22 protein-coding genes and 3 pseudogenes are annotated in these 18,917 nt (G+C 71.1%); 6 read left to right on the top strand and 19 right to left on the bottom strand.

The annotated features are described in order from the left end of the window. Nucleotides 1–90 precede the first annotated feature (90 nt). Nucleotides 91–585 carry a DUF6326 family protein gene (locus ACZ3YO_RS17480; protein ID WP_465569929.1) on the top strand — a complete coding sequence of 165 codons (495 nt, stop codon included), beginning with the start codon at nt 91–93 and terminating at the stop codon, nt 583–585. A 225-nt stretch (nt 586–810) separates the two neighbouring features. Here the strand turns inward: ACZ3YO_RS17480 and ACZ3YO_RS17485 are convergent, their stop codons facing one another. After that, nucleotides 811–1,269, bottom strand: a complete 459-nt coding sequence (locus ACZ3YO_RS17485) for an IS3 family transposase (RefSeq protein WP_465569931.1) — start codon at nt 1,267–1,269, stop codon at nt 811–813. After that, nucleotides 1,266–1,574, bottom strand: a complete 309-nt coding sequence (locus ACZ3YO_RS17490) for a transposase (RefSeq protein ID WP_465569933.1) — start codon at nt 1,572–1,574, stop codon at nt 1,266–1,268. Before ACZ3YO_RS17490 ends, ACZ3YO_RS17485 begins: the two co-directional genes overlap by 4 nt. 247 nt (nt 1,575–1,821) lie before the next feature. Here ACZ3YO_RS17490 and ACZ3YO_RS17495 point away from each other — a divergent pair. Both ACZ3YO_RS17495 and ACZ3YO_RS17500 read left to right on the top strand, forming a co-directional pair. Further along, nucleotides 1,822–1,914, top strand: a pseudogene (locus ACZ3YO_RS17495) (hypothetical protein); the annotation flags it as partial. 27 nt (nt 1,915–1,941) lie between these two features. Beyond that, nucleotides 1,942–2,283 (top strand): annotated as a pseudogene (locus ACZ3YO_RS17500) (aldo/keto reductase); the annotation flags it as partial. Nucleotides 2,284–2,490: 207 nt separating this feature from the next. Here the strand turns inward: ACZ3YO_RS17500 and ACZ3YO_RS17505 are convergent. Both ACZ3YO_RS17505 and ACZ3YO_RS17510 read right to left on the bottom strand, forming a co-directional pair. Beyond that, nucleotides 2,491–2,709: pseudogene (locus ACZ3YO_RS17505) on the bottom strand (ATP dependent DNA ligase); the annotation flags it as partial. Continuing rightward, nucleotides 2,657–3,043 (bottom strand): ATP-dependent DNA ligase, encoded by a 387-nt coding sequence (locus ACZ3YO_RS17510; protein ID WP_465569935.1) that lies wholly within the window; start codon nt 3,041–3,043, stop codon nt 2,657–2,659. The pseudogene ACZ3YO_RS17505 and the gene ACZ3YO_RS17510, both read right to left, overlap by 53 nt. On the opposite strand from ACZ3YO_RS17510, the gene ACZ3YO_RS17515 reads away from it, so the two are divergent. Then, nucleotides 2,964–3,149 carry a hypothetical protein gene (locus tag ACZ3YO_RS17515; protein ID WP_465569937.1) on the top strand — a complete coding sequence of 62 codons (186 nt, stop codon included), beginning with the start codon at nt 2,964–2,966 and terminating at the stop codon, nt 3,147–3,149. The two genes, ACZ3YO_RS17510 and ACZ3YO_RS17515, sit on opposite strands and share 80 nt — an antisense overlap. 82 nt (nt 3,150–3,231) lie before the next feature. On the opposite strand, the gene ACZ3YO_RS17520 is transcribed toward ACZ3YO_RS17515, so the two are convergent. After that, a complete protein-coding gene (locus ACZ3YO_RS17520; protein WP_465569945.1) occupies nt 3,232–3,606 on the bottom strand; it encodes a HEAT repeat domain-containing protein in 375 nt (124 codons plus the stop codon). A gap of 23 nt (nt 3,607–3,629) precedes the next feature. On the opposite strand from ACZ3YO_RS17520, the gene ACZ3YO_RS17525 reads away from it, so the two are divergent. Both ACZ3YO_RS17525 and ACZ3YO_RS17530 read left to right on the top strand, forming a co-directional pair. Then, nucleotides 3,630–4,424, top strand: a complete 795-nt coding sequence (locus tag ACZ3YO_RS17525; protein ID WP_465569965.1) for a PadR family transcriptional regulator — start codon at nt 3,630–3,632, stop codon at nt 4,422–4,424. A gap of 20 nt (nt 4,425–4,444) precedes the next feature. Then, nucleotides 4,445–5,425 (top strand): NADPH:quinone reductase, encoded by a 981-nt coding sequence (locus ACZ3YO_RS17530; protein WP_465569967.1) that lies wholly within the window; start codon nt 4,445–4,447, stop codon nt 5,423–5,425. 480 nt (nt 5,426–5,905) lie between these two features. Here ACZ3YO_RS17530 and ACZ3YO_RS17535 read toward each other — a convergent pair whose 3' ends face one another. From ACZ3YO_RS17535 to ACZ3YO_RS17600, 14 genes are all read right to left on the bottom strand, one after another. Beyond that, nucleotides 5,906–6,730, bottom strand: a complete 825-nt coding sequence (locus ACZ3YO_RS17535) for an endonuclease/exonuclease/phosphatase family protein (RefSeq protein WP_465554030.1) — start codon at nt 6,728–6,730, stop codon at nt 5,906–5,908. Nucleotides 6,731–6,798: 68 nt separating this feature from the next. Then, nucleotides 6,799–8,805 carry an ABC transporter ATP-binding protein gene (locus ACZ3YO_RS17540; protein WP_465569970.1) on the bottom strand — a complete coding sequence of 669 codons (2,007 nt, stop codon included), beginning with the start codon at nt 8,803–8,805 and terminating at the stop codon, nt 6,799–6,801. 38 nt (nt 8,806–8,843) lie between these two features. Next, on the bottom strand, nt 8,844–9,356 hold the full coding sequence (locus ACZ3YO_RS17545; RefSeq protein WP_465569971.1) for an NUDIX domain-containing protein: 513 nt from the start codon (nt 9,354–9,356) through the stop codon (nt 8,844–8,846). Nucleotides 9,357–9,358: 2 nt separating this feature from the next. Beyond that, nucleotides 9,359–9,850 (bottom strand): HIT family protein, encoded by a 492-nt coding sequence (locus ACZ3YO_RS17550; protein WP_465569973.1) that lies wholly within the window; start codon nt 9,848–9,850, stop codon nt 9,359–9,361. After that, nucleotides 9,847–10,323 carry a GNAT family N-acetyltransferase gene (locus ACZ3YO_RS17555; protein ID WP_465569975.1) on the bottom strand — a complete coding sequence of 159 codons (477 nt, stop codon included), beginning with the start codon at nt 10,321–10,323 and terminating at the stop codon, nt 9,847–9,849. The genes ACZ3YO_RS17550 and ACZ3YO_RS17555 overlap by 4 nt, the downstream gene beginning before the upstream one ends. Beyond that, nucleotides 10,320–11,012, bottom strand: coding sequence for a class I SAM-dependent methyltransferase (locus ACZ3YO_RS17560; RefSeq protein ID WP_465569976.1), 693 nt, complete (start codon nt 11,010–11,012; stop codon nt 10,320–10,322). Before ACZ3YO_RS17560 ends, ACZ3YO_RS17555 begins: the two co-directional genes overlap by 4 nt. Next, on the bottom strand, nt 10,942–11,187 hold the full coding sequence (locus ACZ3YO_RS17565) for a hypothetical protein (RefSeq protein ID WP_465569977.1): 246 nt from the start codon (nt 11,185–11,187) through the stop codon (nt 10,942–10,944). The genes ACZ3YO_RS17560 and ACZ3YO_RS17565 overlap by 71 nt, the downstream gene beginning before the upstream one ends. A gap of 1 nt (nt 11,188) precedes the next feature. Then, nucleotides 11,189–11,674: an NUDIX domain-containing protein gene (locus ACZ3YO_RS17570; RefSeq protein WP_043467761.1), complete on the bottom strand. Its 486-nt coding sequence runs from the start codon at nt 11,672–11,674 to the stop codon at nt 11,189–11,191. A gap of 31 nt (nt 11,675–11,705) precedes the next feature. After that, entirely contained in the window at nt 11,706–12,593 is an 888-nt protein-coding gene (locus ACZ3YO_RS17575; RefSeq protein ID WP_465569979.1) for a phosphotransferase family protein, read from the bottom strand. After that, the gene (locus tag ACZ3YO_RS17580) at nt 12,590–13,090 is read right to left on the bottom strand and encodes an NUDIX hydrolase (RefSeq protein ID WP_465569981.1); all 501 of its coding nucleotides are present in this window, start codon (nt 13,088–13,090) and stop codon (nt 12,590–12,592) included. Before ACZ3YO_RS17580 ends, ACZ3YO_RS17575 begins: the two co-directional genes overlap by 4 nt. After that, nucleotides 13,087–14,463 (bottom strand): NUDIX hydrolase, encoded by a 1,377-nt coding sequence (locus tag ACZ3YO_RS17585; protein WP_465569983.1) that lies wholly within the window; start codon nt 14,461–14,463, stop codon nt 13,087–13,089. The genes ACZ3YO_RS17580 and ACZ3YO_RS17585 overlap by 4 nt, the downstream gene beginning before the upstream one ends. A 158-nt stretch (nt 14,464–14,621) precedes the next feature. Continuing rightward, nucleotides 14,622–15,800 carry a hypothetical protein gene (locus ACZ3YO_RS17590; protein WP_465569985.1) on the bottom strand — a complete coding sequence of 393 codons (1,179 nt, stop codon included), beginning with the start codon at nt 15,798–15,800 and terminating at the stop codon, nt 14,622–14,624. Between the two features lie 5 nt (nt 15,801–15,805). Next, entirely contained in the window at nt 15,806–16,978 is a 1,173-nt protein-coding gene (locus ACZ3YO_RS17595; RefSeq protein ID WP_465569986.1) for a class I SAM-dependent methyltransferase, read from the bottom strand. After that, nucleotides 16,959–18,716: an RICIN domain-containing protein gene (locus ACZ3YO_RS17600; protein WP_465569988.1), complete on the bottom strand. Its 1,758-nt coding sequence runs from the start codon at nt 18,714–18,716 to the stop codon at nt 16,959–16,961. Before ACZ3YO_RS17600 ends, ACZ3YO_RS17595 begins: the two co-directional genes overlap by 20 nt. Nucleotides 18,717–18,917: the final 201 nt, after the last annotated feature.

The raw sequence follows: 18,917 nt of genomic DNA on the forward strand, positions 1-18,917 counted from the left end.
GCCAGGCGAACCCCAGCCTCCGGGCCGAGGCGCCCGCCGCCGGGCTCAGCGATCGTGGACCTACCGATCCTCACCACAACAACGGAGCCCATGATGAGAGTACGTCAACCCACCACCGCCACACTGGAAGACCAGCGGATGCCGGTGAGAGCCAAGCTCGCCGCAACGTGGACAAGCTTCATGTTCCTCTACGCCTACGTGGACATTCTCAACTTCTTCACGCCCGGCGTCGTCGAAGACATCCTCGACGGCAGGGTCTTCAAGTTCGACCTCTCCCAGACCTTTTCGACCACGGCGCTGACACTCGTGGCCATCCCGATCCTCATGGTGGTGCTGTCGATGACGCTGCCCGCCAGGGTGAACCGCATCGCGAACCTCATCGTGGCTTCGCTCTACGTCCCCGTCACGGCATTCAACGTGGTGGGCGCGTCCTGGCTGTATTTCTACGGCCTTGGCGTCGTACTGGAATTGATCCTTCTCGCCCTCATCGTGCGGTTCGCGTGGACCTGGCCCCGCACCGCACCGTCGGCGACCATGGCGACCAGCCCGGACCAAGAAACCGTTCGCGCCCAGCCACAAGCGTGAGCCCAACAACAGTCCCCGTCCTGTTCGGAGCCACCTGCCGGTAGGGGCCTTCCAAGGCCCCTACCGGCAGGTCAGGTCATCGGATGCGCACACAGGCCCACCGCATCGTCGACACCGACCCAAGCGCGGCAACGCCGTCGTCCGCGTCACTGGCACCCGCCACGACGAGCCGACCGATCAGGTCCGGCAGCCCCTACCGAACACCCAGGAGGTCCCCGGTCATGATCACCACACCAACCGTGTCCGGGAAACCGGGTCAGGCTCCCATGCGATGTCGCCGCACCAGCGCGTGTCGACGGCCGTCGGGTCGGGCCGGAAGTCCCGCTCGATCAGGTCCGGACGGGCGGCGGCTCGCGGGTCGGGGATCGTGGTGCGCTGTGCTCGTCTGCGGTGTCGGCCCTGCAGGCCGGCCTGGCGCATGAGCCGCGCGACGCGGCGGCGGCCGCACCGGTCGCCGCCGCGCCGGAGCACGGCATGGATGCGCGGGGCGCCGTAGGTGCCCCGCGAGGTCTCGTGGACCTCGGCGATCTTCCCGGTCAACTCCGCATCGCGCACCGCGCGAGGGCCTGGAGCGGCGGTTCGGCGCGCGTAGAAGGCGGCACGGGAGACCTTCAGCAGCTCGCACGCCCGTTTGACGTTGTGGCCGTCCTGCTTCTCCGCCTCGATGAACGGGTGCACCGTCACCGGGTCTCCTTCGCGAAGAAAGCCGTCGCACGCTTGAGGACTTCGACGTCCTCCCGCAATCTGCGGTTCTCCCGCCGCAGCCGGGCCAGTTCCTCGCGCTCGTCGCTGGTCAGACCGTCGCGCTCGCCGGAGTCGACGTCGCTCTGCTTGATCCAGTCGCGCACTGCGGTCTCGGTCAGGTCGAAGTCCTTGGCCACCTGGCCGACCGAGCGGTCGCCTCGCCGGCACAGCTCGACGATCTCGGCCTTGAACTCCGGCGTGAACGAGCGGCGAGGACGCGGCTTCTTCTTCCCCATGCTCTCCATGATGGACATCATCCTTCCGGGGCCGAAGCCCCTGATCAGGAGTGTCCGTCAAAGCGAATCAAGCCCATCCCGTGCCTGCCTCGAAAGGCTGACCCCGGAATGCATGTCCGACCGACCGGAATCGCGGACAGGCACATCATCCTCGCCGTCCATGGTCACCCGGACTATGAGGCTCCTGGTCGGTGGGGGCGGCCGAGTGTGGGAGCCGACTCGGTGGTGAGGGTGTTGCCTCCCGCTGGTCGCCTCGATGCTGGACGACCTCCAGACCGAGCCGGGGATGCGGGTGCTGGAGCAGGGGACCGGCACCGGCTGGAACGCCGCGCTGCTCGCCCACCGGCTCGGCGACGCGAACGTGACCACCGTCCACGAGCTGATGCGTGAGCACGGTGTCCAGCACCAGGCGTGGGGCGGCTTCGCCGAAGGCAGGAACGACCTGTTCACCCACCCCGTCCTCAGCGAGATCGGCGAGGCGCACGGCAAGTCGGTGGCCCAGGTCGTGCTGCGCTGGCTGATCCAGCGCGACGTCGGCACCATCCCCAAGTCCGTCAACCCCGACCGGATGGCGCACAACATCGACGTCTTCGACTTCGAGCTCACCGACGAGCAGATGACGCAGATCGCGGCCCTCGACACCGGCCGGACGCTGTTCTTCGACCACCACGACCCCGAGAAGGTTGCCTGGCTCAGCAAGCGCCGCCTGGACAGCTGAGCACGGAGGCGGAGCGTCGCCCGGATACCGGCCGCCCCGGCAGTACGAGGCCGGGGCGCCAAGTCGTCTCGGCCGCCGGTCCCAGGCGGGCGGTGACGGATACGGCGACCAGGTGACAACCATCTCGACCAGCCACACCCGCGGTCGCCCCACTTGGTCAGCCGCGAAGGCCTCGCCACACCAGGTGCCGGACCGGCCTGCCGGGGTGAGTTCGAGGAACTCGACTTCGGCGTGCAGTTCGGGTCGCACGAACCGCACCTCGGTCCCGCGCGGGAGCCCGAGGGCTCCGGCGCTGCCGGCGAAAGGGGATTCGGGCGTCGCGAGGCGGCGCACCGTGGCGGCCAGGGCGCGTCGTTCGGCGGTGGTGAAGCCGCTACCGACCGAGCCGACGAATGTGAGTCGGCCTGGTTCGACCGGGGCGCCGACGAGGACGGCGCGCGCCGTTGTGCCGGTGGTGCCGCCGGGTAGCCAGCCCGCCGAGGACGACGTCCGCGGTTTTGAGGTGTTTGATCTTGGTCCAGTGTCGTGTCCGTGCGCCGGGGGTGTAGGGCGAGTCGGCGCGTTTGGCGATCACGCCCTCCAGTTGGTGTTCCCGGGTCCAGCCGCAGGCGTCGGTCACTGAGGTCCAGGTGGGCGGGACGCGCAGCCCCGGCCGGTCCAGGGCTAGGCTTTCCAGTACCGTGCGCCGTCGCAGGTACGGCTCGGTCAGCAGCGGCTGGTCGGTGTGCAGTACGTCGACCCTCGACGAAGCCTTCGCCACCGGTGACCCCCTCAAGCTCATGAGGCTTTTCGGGATCACCGACGCGACCGCCATGCGGTACGTCGGCGGCGCCTACCCGGAGCGCACCGCGAAGCTGCCAAGGTAGCCAACCACCAGCGCATTGATCACGTGTCGCGGTGAACTGCGGAACCGCCGGCCGTGCCGAAGACATGCACGGCGGCGACCTGTCATGCCTGATCGCTCCGATTGCTCGCGCGGTAGCGCCAGAGGCCGGAGGTCCGGTGGTCGTGCTCCGAGAACGCGTCAAGCGGTCCGACCCGCTCGTACGCCTCCTCGGTCCGTGGGTGGTCGCGGCGGGCCAGTGCCCAGGCCGCCTCCAGGCGCAGATCCTTGTCTTCCTCGTCGAGGAGCGCCAGGAAGGCGTCCAGCCCGAGCAGGGCGTCCCGGACCGTCGGCTCGAGTCGCTTGGCGGGAGTGAACCGCTGGGCGAACGCCAGGGCGACGGAGGCCCGGACCTCGGGCTCGGGATCGTGGACGAGGCCGAGCAGCGCTGATGCGGCCGCGTCGCGGCGGGCGGCCCGCTCCCGGCTCACGCAGAACACGGCCTCGCTGCGTGGCTCGGCGCATGAAACTCGGCATCCGGGGCGATGACCTCACGGGCAAGGTCCTCGTCGGCTGTGTTGATGAACTCGACGAAGCGACTCATCACGGATTCGGTGGATTGCGGCGACATGTCCGTCCGCCTCTCTCTTCTTGCACTGCCCGCTCGCAACGAGCGAGCGGAGGAACGACAGTACATCGATTCGATGTGTACATCGAATCGATGCAGGTGTGGGACGATAGGGACATGCTTGACCTAGCGATACTGGGCTTCCTGGCCGAGCGGCCTTTGCCCGGGCATGAACTGCGCCGCCGACTCTCGGAGCTGACGGGCTACACCCGGCCGGTGAGCGACGGCAGTCTGTACCCGGCGATCAAGCGTCTCGCCGCGGCGGGCCTGCTGGAACGGCGCGCGGACCCGGCCGCGGGCCCGGCCCGCTACATACTGAGCGTGACTGACGCCGGGCGCACCGACCTGCTGAAGCGGCTGCGCGCGCCCGCCGACCACGAGATCAGCGACTTCACGCGGTTCTTCACCGTACTGGCGTTCCTGTCCCTCCTGCCGGACGTCGCCGAACAGCACGCGGTGCTGCGGCGGCGACTGGAGTTCCTGGAGGAGCCGGCGAGCTTCTTCTACGACGGCGACCGGCCGCTGCGTGCCGAGGACGTGGCCGACCCCTACCGGCGCGGCATGCTGCTGACCGCCCGCGCCATCAGTAGCGCCGAACGGGCCTGGTTGCACCAGGTTCTGGACGGCGACGAGCCAGTCACCGCGCGCGCCGGGACGGACCCCTCTACGCTCGGACAACCTGTGCGCTGACCAGCCCCGGAGAGCCGCTCATGCTTGCGTCCTGGTACGACCGACAGGGCCCCGCCGCCGACGTGCTGCGCGTCGGCGAGCTGCCCGACCCCACCCCCGGCCCGGGCGAGGTCCGCGTCCGCGTCACCGTCTCCGGTGTCAACCCCGGCGACACCAAGAAGCGGCGCGGCTGGCTCGGCTCCTCGATGCCCCACCCACGGGTGATCCCGCACAGCGACGCCGCCGGAGTCGTCGACGCCGTGGGCGAGGGGGTCGACGGGCGCAGGGTCGGACAGCGGGTGTGGATCTACGGCGCCCAGTCCTACCGGCCCTTCGGCACCGCCGCCCAGTACACCCTCGTACCCGCCGATCTGGCTGTTCCGCTGCCCGACCACCTCAGCGACGAAGTCGGCGCGGCCCTCGGCATCCCCGGCATCACCGCCCACCGCGCCCTGTTCGCCGACGGACCGGTCGACGGCAAGCTCGTGCTGGTGCACGGCGTTCTGGGCGGGGTCGGCTCCCTGGCCGCGCAGCTCGCCCGCTGGGGCGGGGCCACGGTGATCGCCACCGTCCGGCGCGGCGCGGATCTCGCACAGGTCGATCCGGCTGTCGTGTCCCACGCCGTCGCCCTGGACCAGGGGGACCCGGCGGCGGCGATCCGCGCGTACGCACCCGAGGGCGTGCACCGGATCGTCGAGGTGTCCCTGTCCGACAACGCCGACCTCGACAACGCCGTGGTCGCGAACGGCGCGGTCATCGCCGCTTACGCGACGAGCGCGGACCGGACCGAGATCCCCTTCTGGCCGCTGCTGTTCAACAATGTCCTCCTGCGCTTGATCGGCAGCGACGACCTCCCCGAAGAGGCGAAACGCCAGGCAGCACGCGATCTGACCGCCGCGGCCGCCGTGGGTGCCCTGACCGTCGAAGTCGGCGACCGCTACGAGCTGGCGGACATCGCCAAGGCCCACGACCGCGTCGACGCCGGCAGCCGCGGCCGCGTCCTGGTCACCTTCCCCCAGTGACCCCGCCCGTCGTTCACCACGCCCACGGGTGCGTCCCCTGATCAGCCGAGGAAGCAGCCGAGCGGTACCAGGGACGGCGCGACGTTCTCAGCCGAGACAAGACCTGAGCGTGCCTCCATGACAGAACGTCTGATTTCGCGTTGACCTGCGAGATCAGGAAGACAATCCCAGATCGCGGTCGTCACCGGCACGGTGCTGATGCTCGCCGCCATCGCCGGCCTCGCGGTCGCAGAGTCTCGGCTGAACGCAACGGACCGACGACGCGACGAGGCTGGTCAGCCTGGATACTCCGCCTGGTTAGCCAGCCTCATTCGGTCGGGTGACCAAACGGGCTGCAGGACTGCGCTGTTCGAATCGCCTGACCAAGCCCCGCTGTCTGAAGTCATGAACAAACGCTGTCGAATCTCCTGGACAGAGCCACGGAACGGACTGACTCGACGGCCTGGCCGGCGAGGGGTGCGGACCGTCATTGTCGAGGTCCTATGGACCTGGTGACGCAGCACGTCGAGTTCCATCAGGTCCACGGCCGGACCCAGCAGGTCCTCCGTGGCAGGCCGGTCCGCACCTGTCCGGATCAGCGGACGTGGTTGATGAAGACGCGGGAGCCGTCGTAGAGGTCGATCGTGGCTCCGTATCCGATGGCCGGCGGGGTGGGCAGGGAGGAGTAGAGCGCCACGGAGGCGATCTGTCGGGGTCGAAGCGGGCCTGGTAGCGGACCTTGCGGTGGGTCTGTCCCGGCAGGGTGTCCGGGTCGAAGTAAGCGCCCGTCGGCCGGCGGTCGGAGCTGATCTCGTTCCAGTCGGCGCCTATCCCGCCGGGGAGCCCGTCCTGGAAGGCGGACAGCACCCGGTACGCCTCGCTCAGCCGCTGCGGGGGCCGGAACGGGTCCGCATGGTAGGAGCCGAGCCGGATTCGCCCAGCCGCTCCGGTTCCGGTGTCGAAGACCGCCGTGGTCATGGCGTGCCAGAAGTCCACCCCGCCGTTGCAGGTCCAGAGGGTGCCGGGGACCGGTTCGACGCCAACCCGCCAGAGCAGGCCGACGTGGAACCGGTGAAGGCTGCTGCCCAGCGCGGGCTCGGGGTCCGTGCTGGATGCGCGGGTCGCCTCGCAGGACATGCCAGTGTCGTCGGCGAGGCGGCGTAGGACTACCGCGGCCTCCTCGGGGTCCTTGCCGATGATCTCCTGGACGGCGAGGACGTCGGCGTCGAGGCCGCGGATCACCTGCACGAGCAGGTCGTAGCGCTCCCGTTCCTCGCGCGAGGCCAACTGCCCCAAGTTGAACAGGTTGTAGGTGCCGAATCGCATGAAGTCTCCATAGTGGATGGCCCGTTGGGGTTGATCAGCTACGGGTGGACCGCCGGGTGGATGCCCTGTCAGGCGGGCTCGGGCGCCGCCTCGGCCACCGTGCTGTCACGCTGGCCGGGCACCTCGGCGGCGAACTGGCCGGCCTGAAGCAGATAGGCGGCCCGGTATCCGCCGTCGAGGTCGGCCATGAGCTCGGAGTGCGTACCGCTCTCGGACAGGCGGCCCTCGTGCAGAACGTGGATGAGGTCGGCGTCGGCCGTGGCGCCGAGGCGATGGGTGATCAGGATGACCGTGAGGCCCTGGTCGGCCAGTTCGCGGATGCGCGCGAATGCGGCGATCTCGCTCTGGGCGTCGAGGGCGGAGGTCGGCTCGTCGGCGATTACCAGGTGGGTCGGGCGTCCGCCGGGTCCGCTGGTGAGAGCCCGGACGTGGGTTCGGGCGGCACCCACGCGCTGCCACTGTCCGCCCGACAGTTGCACGCCGCCCTGGAAGCCGCGGGCGGCGAGCGTGTCCCAGCCGTTGTCCTGGGCCTCGACGACGGGGTGCAGGTCGGCGTAGTCGGCGGCGCCCTTGAGCAGGGCCGGGTCGTCGCCGTGCTCGGGGCGGCCGACCAGGACGTTAGCGCGCAGGGTGAACGGCCAGCGCTGGAAGTCCTGTTCGAGGACAGCTACGGAGGAGAACAGCTGGTCGCGGTCGGCTCCGGCGGTGTCGGTGTCGTCCCAGAAGATGCGGCCGGTGTCCGGGAGGTAGAGCCCGCAGAGGATCTTGACGAGGGTGGACTTGCCGGAGCCGTTGTCGCCGACCAGGGCCACGACCTGCCCGCGCGGGATCGTCAGGGTGATGCCGGACAGGGCCGGGCTGGTGCGGCCGGGGTAGGTGAAGCCGACGTCTTCCACGGTGATCACGTCGGGGCGGTGCGGGAGGTCGGTGCCGCCGGTGGGGATGGCACGGCGCTCGGACTCGCGCTGGAGGCGCTCCAGGTCGGCGACGAAAAGGGCTTCCTCGTACAGTCCGTTCGCGGTGCGGACGAGGGAGGTGATGTCGGCGGCTCCTGTCCGGATGCCGACGACCGCGGTGCCGGCGACGGCGAGGGCCATCTGGCCGTCGTGGACGAGCCAGCCCAGGACGGCGAAGGTCGCGGCGGCAGCCAGCCCGGACATTGCGGAGGCGAGCATCGAGGTGCCGGCGGCGGCGCGGGCGAGGCGGTTCTGCTCCTGTTCGGACGCCTCGGCCATCGCGGTGTAGTGGCCGAGGATGAACGGGCCGATGGCGTGGACGCGGACCTCGGGTGCGGAGTGCGGCTGGGTGATCAGCTGGGCGAGGATGGCGGCGGCTCTGTGGTGCTGGAGCCAGGCCATCACCGAGCCGTAGCGGCGGCGGGCGGAGCGCACCGCGCCCCAGCCCTTCGGGGCGGCGATCAGTACCAGCATGGGCATCAGGACGGGGTCGAGTGTGAGCAGGACCCCTCCGGCGGCGACCAGGCCGAGCAGGGCGGTGAGGACGGCGATGCTCTGGCTGATGAGGCGTCGTACCGCCGCGGTGCCGAACCGGGCGGACTCCAGCAGCCTGCTGAAGTCCGGGTCTTCCAGGGAAGCCAGCTCTACGCGGGCCGCGCGGCCGAGGAAGGCGACGGTGGCCGCTCGCTCGGTCTTGGGCTCCAGCCGGTCGCCCGCCCAGGATGATGCGATGGCGAGGAGCGCGGAGAGCGCAGAGGCCCCTCCCACGGCGAGCGCGGCCGGCAGCGCGGCTCGTAGCAGTTGGTCAGCGCTTCCGGGAGCGAACAGGGAGGCGAGCGCGCGGTTGGTGGCCAGCAGTCCGAAGGCTGCGGCCAGGGCGCGGCCGATCTCGGCGACGGCGATGACCACCAGGGCGGCGCGGTCGGCGTGCCAGGCCAGGTGCAGGGCGGTGCGGAGCATGCCGGGGATCTGGCGGGCGACGGTGAGAAAGCTGATCTTGAGCATGGTCTGCTCGTGGGAGGTGAAGCCGTAGTCGTAGCGCAGCCGGCCGCCGAACAGGAACTGCTCGCTGGCGGAGACACTCTCGTCGGGGTCGGTCTCGGGCGGGCGGGGCTTCAAATGCTCTCCTCTGGGTGGACGGCGGAGGGGCGGGGTCGTCATCCGTTCTCGTCCGGCACACGGGGCTCGGAGACGAGGTAGGCGGCGACGCCGGTGCGGCGGGCGGTGAGCGAGGCGCGCAGCGTGCGCAGCCGGCGCGGGGTGACGATGCGCGACCACTCATCGAGGGTGCGCACCGCGTGGCCGCTGTGCTCGGCGGGGTCGAGGGTGATCCGCTCGATCTCCTCGTCGGTGAGCCGACCGCCGTCGAAGGTGACACCGATCTTCCACGGCCACGGCGGCTCGGGCGGGGTGAAGGAGAGCAGCAGGAGACGGGGCGCGTCGTCCAGAGAAGCGGGGACGAAGCCGATCTCCTCGCCGGTCTCCCGCAGCGCGCACCTCCACGGGTCCTCACCCGGGTCCAGGAGTCCACCGGGGTACTGGTACTCGCCCGGGTGATGGACCGAGGTGAGCAGCAGCGGCCGGTCCCGGCGGTCGGTGAAGAACACGCCGGAGTAGGAGACGCCGTGCGGCAGGGTGGGGACGAATTGCTCGGGCGGGACGAAGGTCACGGTCAGGTTCCTCCGTTGAGGCGGGCGCGCAGGTCAGCGGCGAGGCGGTCTGCCCACTCGGGGTCGTCGGGCAGCACCCCGGCGCCTTCGGTCATCAGGGCGTGGAACTGCTGCTGCTCATATGGGGTGTTGGGCGGGAGGGCGGCGATGTGCCAGTGGACGTGGGCGTTGCCCTGCTGGCTGCCGAGGCTCAGCACGTACACGCGCTCGGTCGGAACGGTCGCCGTGAGCGCGGTGGCGACGCGGTGGACCACGCGTTGCAGGGCGAGGTACTGGTCCTCGGTGAAGTCGCCGATGGTGGCCTCGACGTGGGTGCGCGGGGCCACCAGGACCTTGCCGTGCAGGGTGGGGTAGCGGTCGAGGAAGGCGACGTGGACGCCGTCGTCCAGGACGATCCGGTGCTCGTAGCCGGGGGCGCCGGCGAGCATTGAGCAGATGAAGCACGGCCCGTTGCGGGCCCGCTCGTTGTAGGCGTCGAGGTCGAAGCCGGTCACCGCACCCACCCGCCGGGTCCGGGTCGCAGTGTCATGAAGCCGTCGAGGGGCTCGAAGCCGAGGGTGCGGTACAGGCGTGCGCCGGCGGCGGTGGCCCTCAGTTCGACGGACCCGCAGCCGCGGTCCTTGAGAGCTTCGACGAGGGCGGTGGTGACGGCCCGGCCGTGTCCGCGTCGCTGGTGGACGGGATCGGTCACCACGGTGTGGATGCGGCCCCACAAGCCGGTGGGGAGCGCGGGGCCGAGATAGCCGCGGTAGACGATGCCGATGGCGCACGCGGCGAGGCCGCCGGCGGTGGGGACGACGTAGGCGAGCAGGTTCGGGTCGGTGTCCAGGCGCTCGCGCATGTCGTCGCGGAAGGTGTTGCGCCACTCGTCGGTGAGCGGGCCGCCGTCCAGGACGGCGACGCGCAAGCGCAGCAGTTCGTCGGCGTCCTCGGGGACGGCGGGCCGGGCGGCGGTGATGGGGGTCATCGGCTGGTCCTCTCCAGGGCGAAGTGGGTGGTCAGCAGGAGGCAGAGCAGGTCGTCGAGCGGGTACTCGGCCATGGCGCTCCAGCCGAAGGCGCGCAGCAGGTCGAGACTGGCCGAGCGCAGACCGATCGACTCCCAGCCGGCGCGTTGGCGTTCGGCGAGCGGGGTAGTGACGAGCAGTCGGCCGCCGGGGACGAGGAGGCGACGGGCGCAGGCGACGGTCGGCACGAGGTCGACGAACGGGAGGAACAGCCGACAGGTGATCAGGTCGAACTCGCCGACCGGGAGCAGGCCCAGGCCCCCGCGGTCCGCGTCGAGGAGCCGGAAGTCGAGCCCGTCGCACTCTCCCTGCCGGTCCTGGGCGGTGGCGACGGCGACCTCGGAGAAGTCGACCCCCGTGACCAGGAAGCCCAGATCGTGGAGGACGGCGGCGTACTCTCCGGTGCCGCAGCCCACGTCGAGCGCCCGGCGGCCGGCGCCTTGGCCGACATGCTCGGCCAGCAGGTCGACCTCCAGCTCCGCGACGGGACGAAATCCTTTCCCCTGTGCTTGTAGTGGTCGTTCCAGTGGTCCGCGGCGGGCACTGCCGCTCCTCTCGGTCGGGGCGCCGGCGGACGGGTCAGTCGGCGTGGTGCAGGCCGGGCGGGTGCAGTGGACCGGGAGCCAGACGCTCCAGCAGCCGGTCCACACGGCCGTCGGGCCGGTAGAGCGTGCGGTAGGCGTACGGGTGCCGTCCGCCGGGGAGCGTTGCGACGCCTTCATCGGTGACGGTGCGGCCCTGGGTGATGGCGAGCAACCTCAAGTCGATGTCCGCGGGCAGGACTGCTTTCTCGCCGGTGGGCGGGCGGCGGTGGCGGCCGGCCATCTCAGGCCCCGACCAGGGCGCGCAGGTCCTCCGAGGCGTCCCAGCCGTAGGTGGAGAACCCCCGCCCGTCGCCGGCGAGGTAGGCGGTGAGGGCGGCGTGCGAGGTAGGGAACATCGGGGTGGGCAGCGCGGAGGCGTCCATCCACAGGACGGCGAGGTGCTTGTCCGGCTCGGTGTTCGTCAGCTCGCCCCGCCACGAGGTCGCGGCGAAGACCGAGAGCAGGAACGGGCCCTTGCCGTCCCAGCCGGCCTTGACCTGGATGGTGTGGACCAGCCGCAGGTCCTCTGGGGCGACGACCAGGCCCGACTCTTCGTGCAGCTCGCGGGCGGCGGCCTCGTCCAGACGCTCGCCCTCCTCGACCTTGCCACCGGGGACGGTCCAGGCGGGCACCGTGGACCAGGAATCGTTGGCGTAGTGGACGCAGGCGACCTTGCTCGCCTTCTCGTCGTGGACGATGACGCACACGGCCTGACGCAGGGACTGCACGGAGACTCCAACCGGTAGTGAGGAAAAGGGTTCACGCAACGGGGTTCGGGTGGCGTAGCAGGTCGAGGACGGTGCGGGCGTAGCCGATGACCTCCTCGTCCCGGCGGTGGCCCATGGCCCAGCGCAGCGCGGCGGGGCAGTCGATCGCGGCCCACGCTCGGCACGCCGCCCGCTCCTGCGGCGTGAGTTCGCGCCCGTATCCGGTGGTGAATGCGGCTCGCAGGTCGGGGCGACGGGGGGTGAGCTGGAGCGTGAGGCGCATCAGGTCGCGGCGCGCGGGTGCTTCGACGTGGCTGCGCTCGAAGTCGATCACCCCGAGCAGCAGCCGGTCGCCCTCGCGGCGCACGATCCAGTTCCGCGGGCCGAAGTCGCCGTGGCAGTAGGCGAGCGCCGTGCGCGGGGGTTCGTAGCGGGTCGCCTCGGCCAGCACCTCGACGTCCTCCTCCGGGAGGCGGGCCTCCCGGGCGCGGGCCAGCGCGCGTTCGCGCTCCTGGGCCCAGGGCAGGTACTCGCCGACGGGAGCGCCTGCCGTCGGCTGCGCGTGGATGACCGCGGCGAGGTGCCCGGCCTGCCGGTACACCTCCTGCTCCTCGGCGGCGGTGAGGTCGGTGCTGATGACCGGGGTGCCGGGCAGCGCGGAGGTGACGACGAGCAGCGACCGGGCATCCTCGGCAAGCAGGGCCGGTGCCCGGCCGCTGCCGAGCGCTGGTGCGAGGAGACGGTAGGCGGCGGTCTCACGCTCGTGCATGAGCGCGTTCTTGTGGCGCTTGGCGAACAGCCTGCGCCCGGCGGCACCGAGGACCTCCCAGACGACCGGGTGGCCGGCGCGATCGAGGGAGCGCACGCCCAGCAGCTCGTAGTCCTCTGCCGTCGCGCGCAGCAGCCGGTCGACGTCGGCCGGCATGTCGGGGGCACTCACTGGGCCCACCCGACGGTGGACAGGGCGATGCCGCGGGTGATCTCGGCGAGCGCGTGGGCGGTGTAGGGGACGGTGTCGTCCGGCAGCGAGTCGAGCGGCCACCAGTGCAGTTCCTCGCACTTGTGCGGCTCCGCGTTGCGGAGCCGGCCGTGGTACCGGGTGGGGCGGAAGAACAGCTGGAGGCGGCTGCGGCCGTCGTCGGCGTCGAGGTGGTGCAGGGTGTGGACGAGCGCGAGGTCGTTCTCGGCGATGGTGATGCCGAGTTCCTCCTCGGCCTCGCGCGTCATCGAGCGCGTGACCGGCTCGCCGCGCTCCATGTGGCCGGCCGGCAGGTGCCACAGGCCGTTCGCGTAGGCGGTGTTGTGGCGCCGGCCGAGGAGCACGGCGTTGTCGTCGAGCAGGACGAGGTGGACGCCGACGACCAGGGTCAGCGGATCCGTCCCGGCCGGGCGGGGCACGATGGTGGCCGGGCGGCGGGTGCCGTCGAGCGGATTCACGCGGTCCTCCCGGAGGGCAGACCGGCCGTGTCCGCGAGCATCGGCAGGTAGTGCCGCATGTAGGGCGGGACCTTGAGGTCGAGCATTTCGGCGAGGGGGACCATGCGCACGGCCAGGCCCTCGTCGCCGAGCCGCAGGTCACTCTCGTCTCCGTCCCAGACGGCGTGCAGGACGCGGGTGAGCGGGAGGCCGAGGTCGTCGTGCGGGTCGGGCAGGGGCCGCAGCCCGGTGATCTCGATGCTGGCCTCCTCGCGGACCTCGCGCACCGCGCTCTCCCGCGGGGTCTCGTCGGCCTCGCGCCAGCCGCCGATCGGCGTCCAGTAGCCGGGCCAGGGCATGTCCGGCCGGTCTTCGCGCTGGTGCATCAGCAGCCGGCCCGCCGGGTCGGTGACGAAGACGAGGACGCCCTCGAAGTCATCGTCGGCCGGGGCGGGGCGCTCCAGGTAGAGGGGGATGCCGCAGCGGTGGGCGCGCAGCACCTGCCGGAGCCGCTGGTAGCGGGCGGGTTCCATGAGCTGCCGCCACCTGTGGGCGCTCTCGAACCGGAACTCGGTGTGCTCGGACGGGTCGAGCCGGATCCGGGCCTGCTGCTCGGATGTCAGGACGCCGCCGTCGAAGACATAGCCGCAGACCGGCACGGGGTAGTCGACGCTGGACTGTTCGTGAATGACCGCGACCAGGCGCCGCCGGGCGATCACCTCGGGGTTCTCGGCGGCGAGGTCGAGGCCCAGCTCCTCCTCTGCCTCGCGCAGGGCGGTGGTGAACGGTGTCTCGCCGTGCTCGACGTTGCCGCCGGGGAAGTTCCACACGTCCGGGTTGACGGTCGAGCGCATCCCGAGGACGCGGCCCTTCGGGTCGGTGACCAGGAGGCAGCCGTAGGAGCTGGGCCGGGCGATGGTGGTGACGTATCCGCCGACCGGCCGCCAGCCCGGGATGCCCAGGCGCCGGACGAGCCATTCGATCACGGTGCGCTGCCCGTCGCCGGTCGGCGGCAGGGCGTCCGGGGGCGCCCACTGGTGGCCGTCGTGGTCCGGGGAGAGGCCGATCTCGGTGCCGTCCGGCACGACGGTGGTGAAGACGAACTGGCGCACGCACCGCCCGCGCTGGTTGGTGAAGTCGAGATGCCGTACGTACTCCAGCGGCAGGCCGGTGAGCCCGGTCTCCTCGGCCAGTTCGCGGGCCGCGCCGATGGGCACCGCCTCGCCGTCCTCCCGGGCGCCGCCGGGGTACTCCCACAGGCCCGGCAGGACGTCGCGCGGGGACCTGCGGATCATCAGGATCCGGCCCGAGGCGTCGCGCACCACGACGCCGACGCCGATCCGTTCGATGCCTTCGCGCGCGGCGAGGTCGGTGAGCTGGTCGAAGTCGATCACTGAACGGGCTCCTCGGTGTCGCGGGCGGGCACGGCCGGTCGGCCGGAGGGCGTGATGCCGGCGGCCGGGCCGATGGGGTATTCCACGAAGACCTCCGGACACGGGTGTGTTCGAGCGCGCGGAGCCGGACATCGGCATCGGGCGCGGCAAGTAGGCGTTCAGTCAGCCGAGTTGGGCGGCTGGACGGAAGTGGCGGCGACTGATGATGGTGCTGTTCGAGCGCGGCGTTCAAGCGGATTCCCTCCGGGCGAGCCCGGGTCGAACGGGGACTTTTCGAGCACCTCACGGGCGTGCTCCAACGCCTCCTCCAAACGGCTGCGAAGGGCGTCCGGCAGGGTGGCGGAGCCCAGTGCGCAGGCGGCGAGAGCCCGTTCGAGTGCCACGCCCTGGACCTGGTCGAGGCGGCGTCGGACGCCCTTGTGGGTGAGGAGGTCGCGCAGGGCGTAGCCGTCGCCGGATTCACCCGTTCGGCTGGTCAGGTGGGCGAGGAGGTTTCGGGCGGCGGGCGTATCGTGGCCGGCGGCGTCGAGGGCGGTCAGCGTGAGGCGGGTGGTGAAGACGGCCAGGCCCTCCTCCGGCTCGAAGGCGATGCAGTGGCCGATTACCCAGTCGGCTGCCTGCTGGTCGCCGGGGCGGCACAGTGTGGTGAGCACTGCGGTGACCGCGTCCTCCCACGGGTCGCCGGGCTCGGTGTCGTCCAGCAGGGTGAGGGCGCCAGGCAGGTCGCCGGTGGTGGCGCGTGCGAGGACGGCGACCTGGCGGCCGTCGAGGAGGCGTCGGCCGATGCCGCGGTGTTCCTCGATGTGGCGCAGGGCTTCGCTCCAGCGGCCGGCGGTGGTGAGGGCGCGGGTGCCGTCGGCGATCACGACCCGCCACAGCCACGCCCGCACGTCGGCGCGCTGCTGGTCGGTCTCGGTCAGCGCGGCGGGGACGGTGATGCCGTCGAGGACGGTCTCGGTGGCGCTGGTGACGGCCCGGTAGAGGTCGAGGAGGAGCTGGTGGCCGCGCTGGTGTTGGCCGGCGCGGATGTGGAGGCGGGCGAGGTTGACGATCGGCTCGAGCCCGCGGATGGCGCTCATCGCGGGCAGCGGTCCCCTGAGCAGGTAGAGGTCAGCGTGGCAGTGGCACAGCTCGCGGGCGTACTCGGGCAGGCCGAGATCGGAGGCGAGCAGCGCTGCCTGGTTGAAGACGGTGGATGCCTGGCCCGGGTCTGCCTGCCGGGAGGCCGTGTCGGCCAGCTCGCGGAGCCGGCCGACACGGGCGTTCTGGGGCAGGCACGCGGGCCGGATCCTCGCGACCAGCGGGAAGCGCCGGGCGACGGGTCCGGTCGGGTGCACGGCGGCTACTTCCAGGTGACGGTGATCGGGTGGTTCGGGCGCTCCAGGACGAAGCGGCCGGCCGCCGGGTCGGCGGGGGTGTCGGGGAGGGCGATGCGCAGGCCCCGGTTGCGGAAGCCGGTGTTCCAGACGCGGATCTCCTCGGAGACGAGGTCGGCGAGCGCGGCGCCGTCGGGGCCGTGGCCGATGACGCCGGTCTCGTATGTCTTGCGCCCGTCGGCGGTGGGCTCGCCGGAGCGCAGGGTGAGGTAGGCGAGGGAGCCGCCCTGGACGGTGGCCATGGCGCCCCAGCCGAACATCGGGGTGACGATGCCGCGCTCGCGGGCGGAGCCGGTGACGCTCATCCGCATCAGGGAGTTGGGCAGCGTCAGGGCCAGCCACAGGTCCTGGTACTCGTAGGTGGTGCCGCCGGGGATGGTCACCCCCGTCCAGGTCTCGTGGCGTCCGCTGTCGAGGACGCCGAGCAGCATGGAGGCGTCGACCGCGTCGTCCTGGTCCTTGTGGACCTGGAGGGTGACGTCGCCCTCGCCGGTGAGGTGGACGGTACGGCGGGCGTCGTCCATGCTGCCGCGCAGCGGCATGAAGACCGCGAGCTGGTCGTCGACCGACACCCAGCCGTCCTCGCCGCGCTCGAAGGCGATGGTCCGGGAGGCGGTGCCGCGCAGCCGCAGCGGCAGCACGATCCGCCCAGTGGGCTTGACCTGCTCCAGCCACGGGGTGGGCATCTCGCTGCTGCTGACGGTGGCGATCACCCGGTCGAACGGGGCCGCGGCCGGGCGGCCGAGGGCGCCGTCGCCGAGGACCGCCTCGACGTTGGTGATGCCCGCGTCGGCGAGGTGCTTGCGGGCGCCGTCGACGAGGTCCTCGTCCACGTCCACGGCCGTCACGTGCCCGTTCGGGCCGACGATTCGGCAAGCGCGGCGAATCCACCCGCAACCTGGACGCCTCCGCCCACCTCGCGGGTCCGCCGACGGATCGGCTCCCGGCCGCCGAGTAGCCGACGCGCCGGGGCTTCCACCGTTGGTATGTTCCGCCGCCTCACCGCGCCCAGCCCCTGCCTGGCGTGGCGAAGTGGAGCTGGACGACCTGCGCGAATGCCCAAAGAGGGCCAAGCCCCAGGCAGGGGGCCTGGGGCTTGGTGTTCGGTGCGAGGATTGGCTACTTGAGCGGGGTGCCACCCGCGTTGTGGTTGGCGATCGTCTTGTTGATCAGGTTCCCGCCGTCGGTCTCAGGCGTGGTCTGTTCCGACCAGCCGGCGCCGAACAGGAGGGCGGCGACGTGTGCGTTCGCCGTCTGGTCCATGTGCGAGAAGAACCAGTCGACCTTGTCGTCCTTGTAGTGGCCGGGGGTGTTGTTCCCCGCCATGTTGCCCAGGGGGATCTGCCACAGGACCACCGGCTTGCCCATCGACTCGGACATCGTCTTGTAGAACGCGAGGGCGGCGAAGCCCTTCTGGTCGTTCCAGAAGGTGTCCTTGCTGCCGTGGGCGGGCAGCGCGTACCAGCCTGCGTCGCGGTCCGTCACGTCGGTGACCAGGAAGTCGGCGTTCTTCGCCCCGAGGTCCGCGTAGTCCTTGACGCACTGCGGGGTGTTCTGCTGCCAGTCCCAGCAGGTCAGGTGCAGTCCCACGCCGATGTTGGGCGCGTACTTGTGGCTCATCGCGATCAGGCACTGGGCCAGGCCGGAGGCGCTGTTCTCCTGCGATCCGCAGTCCGTCGGGTTCGCGGCCTTGACCTGGGCGGCGACCTGGTGCGGGTTGCCGAGCGAGCGGACGTAGCCCCAGAAGTCCGGCTCGATGTCGACCATGTCCTGCGCGGTGCCGATCTTCTGGAGGAAGAAGCGGTAGTCGTTCATGTACTTGGTGAGCAGGTCGGCCCGGTTGATGGCCTGGACCTCGCCGGGACCGTCGCCCTGGCCCGCCATGTCTCCGAGGTCGCGCAGCGAGTACCACGTGAAGAGGTACTTCTGCGGGCGCGGCTTGCCCTGGTACGTCGCCTTGGACGCGCGGTCGTTGTTCACGGCTATTTGGGTGCCGGGCGCCGTGGTGTCGCCGGTCCAGCAGCCCCACCAGCCCGACCACTCGGACTTGCAGCGCGAGGCGGTGTAGGCGTCGGACGAGGGTGCGGGCTGGCTGTGGATGTACGCGTACCGCACGTCGAACGGCGCGGCGTTCGCCGTGGAGTCATCCATCAAGCCGCCGAGGAGCACCGTGCTGCTGCCCATGAGGCTCTTCGCCGGGCTGCCGCCGCCGGTGGCCGGGGACGCCGGCGGCGCCGAGGTGGGGCGGGTGCTCGGGGTCTGGCTCGCCGGAGCGCTGCCGGCCGGCTTGGTGGGCGTGGTGGGGGTGGAGGGCGTGCTGCCGGAGCCGCCCGTGTTCCCGGTACCGCCGGTGCTGCCGGCCGGGACGAGCTGCCACTGCTGGTTGGCGCCGTTCCAGTCGTGGTACTGGGCGAGCTGGCCCCCGTTGGCCTTGGAGCCGAGCGGGACCTCGACGGCCATGTTGCTGAAGCGGTTGATCAGACGCACGTAGCCGTCCGAGGACTTCTCCAGGTGGAACTGCTGGTTGGCGCCGTTCAGGTCGCGCCACTGGACCAGCTTGGAGCCTTCGGTCCTCGACCAGCCGTAGTCGTCCAGCACCTTGCCGGAGTTCCGGTTCTGCAGCCGGTAGTTGCCGTCACCCGAGTCGATGAACTTCCACTGCTGGTTGGTCCCGCCGGTACGGTTCCACTGCCCCAGCGACGAGCCGTCGTAGGTGGCGTAGTCGAGGGCGTCCAGTGCCTCGCCGGTGTTGCGGTTGACCAGCGTGTACCAGGCGTTGGTGTCCACGGTGTCCGCCGAAGCCGTGCTGACCACGACCACGGAACCACCCAGGACCGCCAGGCCGACGGCCGCCCAGAAGCTCCGACGCTGGTACAAGCGGCGGCTACGGTGCGTCTGCCGCCGCCCGGGAATCGACGTGGATGGGCGAGGGTACATGTTGATGCTCTCTTTCAGCCGTCGGCTATGACCAGACCGCCTTTGCGGACACCCCCCAGTTGTCGCTGCCCCGCGGAAAGGTTGCCTCGACCGAGCTGGTGGTCGCCGAAACCGCGTACGACCCGTTCGTCCAACTGGCCC

This window comes from Kitasatospora sp. NPDC022785 (genome assembly GCF_055561295.1).